The organism is Brasilonema bromeliae SPC951, assembly GCF_012912135.1.
Taxonomy (GTDB): domain Bacteria; phylum Cyanobacteriota; class Cyanobacteriia; order Cyanobacteriales; family Nostocaceae; genus Brasilonema; species Brasilonema bromeliae.
In genome coordinates this window covers 1-6,375 of the sequence record NZ_QMEB01000309.1, presented here as the reverse complement: position 1 = coordinate 6,375, position 6,375 = coordinate 1, and the positions used below count along the sequence as shown (strand labels likewise).

Annotated in this window: 3 protein-coding genes and 4 pseudogenes; 3 read left to right on the top strand and 4 right to left on the bottom strand. The window is 43.1% G+C overall.

What is annotated here, in order from left to right:
• Positions 1-270: 270 nt before the first annotated feature.
• Positions 271-933, top strand: a complete 663-nt coding sequence (locus DP116_RS26260; protein ID WP_169157945.1) for an ankyrin repeat domain-containing protein — start codon at positions 271-273, stop codon at positions 931-933.
• A gap of 241 nt (positions 934-1,174) precedes the next feature.
• Here DP116_RS26260 and DP116_RS26255 read toward each other — a convergent pair.
• Positions 1,175-1,552: pseudogene (locus DP116_RS26255) on the bottom strand (ISAs1 family transposase); the annotation flags it as partial.
• A 55-nt stretch (positions 1,553-1,607) separates the two neighbouring features.
• Complete coding sequence (locus tag DP116_RS28745; protein ID WP_211173517.1) at positions 1,608-1,757, bottom strand: hypothetical protein; 150 nt, start codon at positions 1,755-1,757, stop codon at positions 1,608-1,610.
• Positions 1,758-2,278: 521 nt separating this feature from the next.
• On the opposite strand from DP116_RS28745, the pseudogene DP116_RS26250 reads away from it, so the two are divergent.
• Positions 2,279-2,779 (top strand): annotated as a pseudogene (locus DP116_RS26250) (penicillin-binding transpeptidase domain-containing protein); the annotation flags it as partial.
• Between the two features lie 104 nt (positions 2,780-2,883).
• Here the strand turns inward: DP116_RS26250 and DP116_RS26245 are convergent.
• Positions 2,884-3,898, bottom strand: a pseudogene (locus DP116_RS26245) (IS701 family transposase).
• A gap of 212 nt (positions 3,899-4,110) precedes the next feature.
• Here DP116_RS26245 and DP116_RS26240 point away from each other — a divergent pair.
• Positions 4,111-5,211, top strand: a pseudogene (locus DP116_RS26240) (penicillin-binding transpeptidase domain-containing protein); the annotation flags it as partial.
• Positions 5,212-5,528: 317 nt separating this feature from the next.
• Here DP116_RS26240 and DP116_RS26235 read toward each other — a convergent pair.
• Positions 5,529-6,134 carry a TetR/AcrR family transcriptional regulator gene (locus DP116_RS26235; RefSeq protein ID WP_169157944.1) on the bottom strand — a complete coding sequence of 202 codons (606 nt, stop codon included), beginning with the start codon at positions 6,132-6,134 and terminating at the stop codon, positions 5,529-5,531.
• Between the last annotated feature and the right edge of the window lie 241 nt (positions 6,135-6,375).

The window sequence follows — 6,375 nt, the reverse complement described above, 5'->3', positions numbered from 1 at the left end:
CTGCAGCAGTGGCTCGTCTTGGGGTCTCACGCCAGGTGCTTCCCGTAGGGTAGGAAGTCCCTTAGCCGTCATTCGCGTTGGCAGGCATACCCGTAAGGGCGCTCTTGGGTCAGGCGTGCCGTAGGCATACCCGCTCTTGCGCAGCCGTGCCCCAGGCATAGGGCGTCCGGCTGTGCCGACTTGTAGGAAGTGGCCTCCAAGACTGCGACCCCCTCACCGCTCTCTTGTCTATGTGGTTTGTTCTATAGTCAGTGTAGGGGGTAGAAAACTATGTCTTCACTGAAGGATGAATTGATCCGAGCAGTTGTTCGAGGAGATGCTACAGCGGTGGCAGATCTGTTAGCTCAAAACGCAAACGTCAACACAACCGGGGGAGTTACCCCAGTTGGAGAAAGCAATACTTTACTCATGTGGGCAGCGGCAGAGGGTTATGCGGATGTGGTTAAAATCCTACTGAGTTATGGTGCAGATGTGAATATCAAAAATGATGCTAACTATACTGCCCTGATGTACGCCGCAGAGGGTGGGTATTTAGAAAGCGTTAATGCGCTGCTGGATTATGGAGCTGATATCCATCCGAGAAACCACTACGGTGAGACTGTGCTGATGTCTGTTGCTCGATTTGGTCTAACAGATCTTATCCTGCGTCTGATTGACTTGGGGGCAGATATACATGCAACCAACAAGATTGGTGATACAGCGCTGTACTTGGCAGTTGATAATGGGCAATTTTATACTGTTAAGGCACTGATTTCACGGCGAGCCTCCGTGAATACGCAGAACATTGGCGGCTGGACTCCCTTAATGATGGCATCAGCACGAGGAGATTTGGAGGTGATGGAACTCCTGCTTGAGCATGGCGCGGACTTTCGTCCCAGAAACCGTTGGGGAGCAACGGCATTAAGTGAAGCAAGCAGGGCGAACGCATCTTAATTGTTACTAATATCGGGAAACTAGATTGAAATATTTAGAATAAGTTGAATTTTCCAAATAAAATAAAAAAGCTAAATTCAGGATTAAAGCTCAATAAACAATAGTTAGATTAGCACAATAGGACATGATTTTGAGTTAAAAATAAAAATAAAAAAGGGTGTAGTTTTAATTGAATCTAGGCTAACAAGACTCAAAATCTGAAATGTACTTTTAGCTCAATATTATATGAAAATAATAAGCTTTAAGCCAGGGATAGAACCCTCGCCAAGTATTCGTTATCCATTGCAGCTAGAAATTGCTTATTTTTCATACCTAATTTTACCCGCTTTTCTTGACCTAACAGATTAACTGCTACGTGGCTAAAAGAAGCAAAATTCTCTGGTGCATTATCTTTTCTAATCCGACAGTCATCTTCTTTTAAGGTTACATCCAGTATCCAATGTAATGAATTTTCAATTCCCCAATGACTACGAACGGAATTGGCGAAGGTTTGAGCATTTTGGGACAGACTACTGATAAAATAACGAGTTTCGACCGTTGTTTCACCATCCACTTGCCGGATAGATTCTACCATACCAACACTATTTAATTTTGACCAAACCGAATCTGGGTCAAGCCTGCCTTAAAGTGATCCGCAATCGTGATTTTCGGTTTGAGTTTCACAGGCTCTGGCTTCATTCTACTTTGAGAATGAGAATACACCAACTCGTGATTGCCTTTGGCACTGCCCTTTGGGCAATCCCGTCCCGCGCTGCATAGCTGCAAGAGGTACCTGCCCCTACGCCCCAATCCAACGGAGTTGGATTGCCCTGTGTCTTTGACACACCCGCAGGGTGTGATACGGGCGATCGCTCACCGAACTCTTCATACAGTTCATCTGTACTATCTAGACCGCACCTCTACTTACCACTTTGTCAAAATTTAGATGCGTTTGCCCTGGTGAAGCAAGGCGATCGTTTCGTTCCGTCAGTGCAGTTCAAATATTACAGCAGGCAGGTGCAACGGAGTGAACTCAGACGACAAACCTTACTTATATAAAAACTTTTTTACTCTTCAAATATCCTCTCTCTGAGGTTTTGTATTAGCAGATGTCTTAAGTTATGAATTTATACGGTCGGTAGGGTTAAAGACACTGTATCTCATCGTTACCGTTAGTAACGAGTCAGGTGATTTTACGTTAATCACTATAAAGACAAAGAACTTGTTGAGTTTGGAAAAAATTAATCATGACATCTATTGGGTATAGCAACGGACATATTGGTTAGGACATCATATTTTGATCTCAAGGGAACAGGGAATGGGGAACGGGGAACAGAGAAATGTCCTAACAATTGTGGCGACTGCTATACAAGATGGGTATATCACTCGCCCCCAATCAGAGCGAGCATACGCTGAGGAAATTTCGTTTCAGTCTCGCCAACGAGGAATTCTTGCTGCACCACACTTTTTGTTTTGGCTGGCGAGTCAGCCTGAGAGGCTAGAAAAATCATCCCCCATTCGCACCACTATAGATCGTCTCTTGCAGCAGTTTGTTGAAGCCCAGGTACAACAGGTTATTTCCACCCTTGCTGTTCACAATGTCCATGACGCAGCTGCTTTGGTGATTGATAACCACAGTGGAGAAGTTTTGGCTTATGTCGGTTCGCCTGACTATTTTAATGAAGCCAAGCAGGGAAGAAATGATGGTGTACAAGCCTTGCGTCAACCAGGTTCAACTCTCAAGCCGTTTCTATATGAATTGGCTTTGGAAAAAAACTTGATTCGTCCTAATACAATTTTGGCAGATGTCCCTGCTCACTATGCGATACCTGGCGCAAAACTCTACAGTCCTACTGATTATAGTCAGGACTTACGCAACTGGCACAATGCGATACGCAAAGCGTCAAGCCTCCGGCTTATCGCCATTTTCTCAAGCAATGGCGCTTGCACTCTCGCGCCCACGCCAAACAACTAGACGATAAACATGGGAACATCCGGACGTTTTAGTTGCTGAACTAAATAATTTGACAACAATCCGTGCTTAATTTGATAGATTGTTTGACCAGTTTTATAAGCTAAATCTTTGAGCCGAAGCCAGACTAAAATAGCGCAGGCAATATGGTTTCTTTGAATACGACCCTTACGGCATTGACATGATTCAACGCCAGTCAATTGTTTTAATTCAGGGGTGTTACTCCTCAACCTTCCATCGAACCTTACACACTTGTTGTACAACGTCCGTAGAATCTTGAGATAAATCGTTTGTAGCGATAAAATCCGTTCTGTCGGTGGAGACAGTTACCCGGAATAGTTTCACTTTTTTCGCGCCAGGAAACTTTTTTATTTTAACTGTTTTTCCTAATTTTAAGTGTTTTTCATCCCAAGATAACAATTCAATTCTTTTATAGTCTTCTTGCTCTTCCGTATCATCAACAAGTCGATTACGTTTCAGAGGGCAATAATAATATTTCCCTAACCCATCAATATATAACATCAATTTATTTGTCGCATACCACGTGTCCATCAAGACGGATTGAAATAGTAAGTTTTTATGGTACACAAGGTTTTGTAGCATCTCTGTTACATGTTCTATCTTTGTTTTTCCATCTCTGTCTGGGTCATAAATCCGATAGTCAACTACCCAAAACTTTCCGATTTCATGATTAACATATACACAATTTACTCGCCCAATACCTTGAATTACACCATGCTCGTTGCCACTATATTGGCGTTTACTTGGCTCTACTTCAATAGCGTATCGTTTATCAATTACTGTGTCATCAAAAACCAAGTATGCTTTCTCATTTCTTTCTATTAAATCTTTTACATTATCCCAAAGAAGACGAGGTGTTAATTTCTCGTTCTTTAAATAACGGTTGATTTTATCATGACTGATCTGCTCTAAATGCTCCGCCAAATTTGTGAGAGTATAATTAATCTGATTACTTAACAAATACTGGCAATAGTTAAGTTTAGTAAATCTCATCAACCTACAGGATTTATTTTATGCATCCTCAACTAATTTTCTCATGATTTGAGGAATACTTAACACAACCGATTAGTGTTACTAATTTCAGCCATGCCCTCTGGGTACGCCAGTTTTTTGTAGTACACAATTACTAGAGAAATACGATTGCCCGAAGGGCAGACGCCTAAAGGCGTATCGCGCTGTGCCAGTTGCGTAAGTCCTGTCCTGATAGTAAAAGCTTTCAAAGACCAGTGCGGGTGCGTTTGGCTTTAGCAAATTCGCTCAATGTTCCAGCTGTACGAGTCTTGGAAAAGATGGGAGTGCAGACTTTTTTGGATCGTCTCCACCAATTGGGGTTTGAACATCTGACTCAAAGCGCAGAATACTATGGTTTGGGATTGACTCTCGGTAGTGGCGAAGTCAGTTTATGGGAACTTGCAAAAGCTTATGTCACAATGGCACGACAGGGACAACCTACTTATATTGTGACTAGGTTAGACAGCACGACACAGACTAACAAATCTCCTTATCTCCCAACTTCTGGTGTAACATGGCAACTGATGACCGATATGTTGAGCGATCGCCACGCCCGTGCAACAGTCTTTGGTGTAGACTCAATCCTCAGTTTACCATTTTCTGCTGCTGTCAAAACAGGGACTTCCTCAAATTTTCGCGATACTTGGACAGTTGGATTTACGACTGATTACACCGTCGCCACATGGGTAGGTAATTTCGATGGCGATCCCATGCGTCAAGTTTCCGGAGTCATGGGCGCAGCACCTCTATGGAATCGAATCATGCTACACCTGCATGAGCATCAAGAACCAGCAAGTTTTCCTCCTCCTAAAGGTATGGTACAACTACCTATTTGTGCAATTTCTGGGTTACGACCAACACCAGATTGTTCCTCTGTGGTACAAGAATATTTTTACGCACAAGACGTTGGAGACTACGAGCGTCAAAACAATTTCACTAAGTCTAGTGAGTATGATGAGTGGTTAGCAAGGCAGAACCAATCTAGTATGAGTTCTGACAAACTAAAGATTGTGTCTCCTCATCAGAATGATGTCTTCTTGTTGTATCCTGATGAGAAAACAAAGCAAAGATTGGAGTTTAAGCTTGCAGGAACACCCACAGCGCCTGTAGAGTGGTGGTTAAATGGTCAGAAGTTAGCGACAAATTCATCTGATTCTGTGTTTTGGACTTTGCGCCCTGGTAGATGGACATTGGAAGCCAAAAGTGGTGAAATGAGCGGTAAGGTAAGTTTTCAAGTGGAGTTAGCTAGCGTGAAACCCACACGTCGGGGTTTTTCTGTTGGTTATTCTCACTAAAAGCATAAGCGCCCAGACAACCTTGCAGATTAAGTGCTGTCTGAGATCTTGCACCATAATTCTCGTCTGCCAAGAAATAAATTTCTTGGCTCAAAGTTCAAGTCCGTTAAAACGGACTGAAAGGACTTATACCAAGTTGCACTCAAAGAGCGAATCTGTCCGCAGCGAGTGGAATGTAGACCCCGGAGGGGGCTTCCCGCAATCTGCCGCAATCTCCCGTAAAGCGCTACTACAACAGAACGCAACTTGGTATTAGCCAGTCCGTTTTAACGGACTTTGGCTATGAGCCTTGAACTTAAGTTCAAGGCGTACTAAAGTCAAGGTGGAAGATCTGAGCTGTCACGTCTGATATGCTCGATCGCAACAATTAGAGCATTGAGCATAACTTCATAACTGGTATCCGTCGAATGCTCTAGCGTCATTAATCCTGCTTGTTCTAAGCTAATGAAACCGTAAATCGCAGCGTTCACCATCCGCATGACATCAATCAATTGGCTGTCATTTAAATCATACAGTTGTAGTGACTTTTTGAGTAAGCCAAGAGATTCTTGTATGAGTGCAGCAGCATCCGGTTCGGTTGGCTGTAATTGAAATTGCATCATCACCTTGTAAAGTGCTGGATGCGATCGCGCAAAGTTACGAGTTGCATGTCCACCTGCTCTTAACAAAGCATTCGGTTCACTCAATCCAGCCATTTGTTCTTGGCTGTACGTTAAATATTTTCGCCAAATTGCCAATACCACTGCTCGCCGGAGTCCTGCGTTTCCATCGAGATGCTTGTAAATCGCGGGTGGTTTGATTCCCAATTCCCGCGCGACTCGATTCACCCCAAGAGCAGATTCTCCCTCTTTTTCTAAGCAGGCGATCGCAGCTTCAATCACATCCTGTTGTGTCAGAGATTTTTCTTTCGTGGGACGACCCATAATATTCTTTCACTTTAAGGTTGATACATTTAGGCAAGCAGAGGGAGCAGGGGAGGAAGGAAGGAGCAGGGGGAGTAACTTGTATGAGGATTTTTGTGAAATGGTATAAATTCTTTTAGTTAACTTCATTAACTAAAAGTGAATATAATTAACTTTATCAAGTTCTGCACTGTCATGACTTCCCCCTAGAGCTAAATTAAATAGCAAAAAAGTTTCTTAAACTTACTTGTACTTCTTTAGT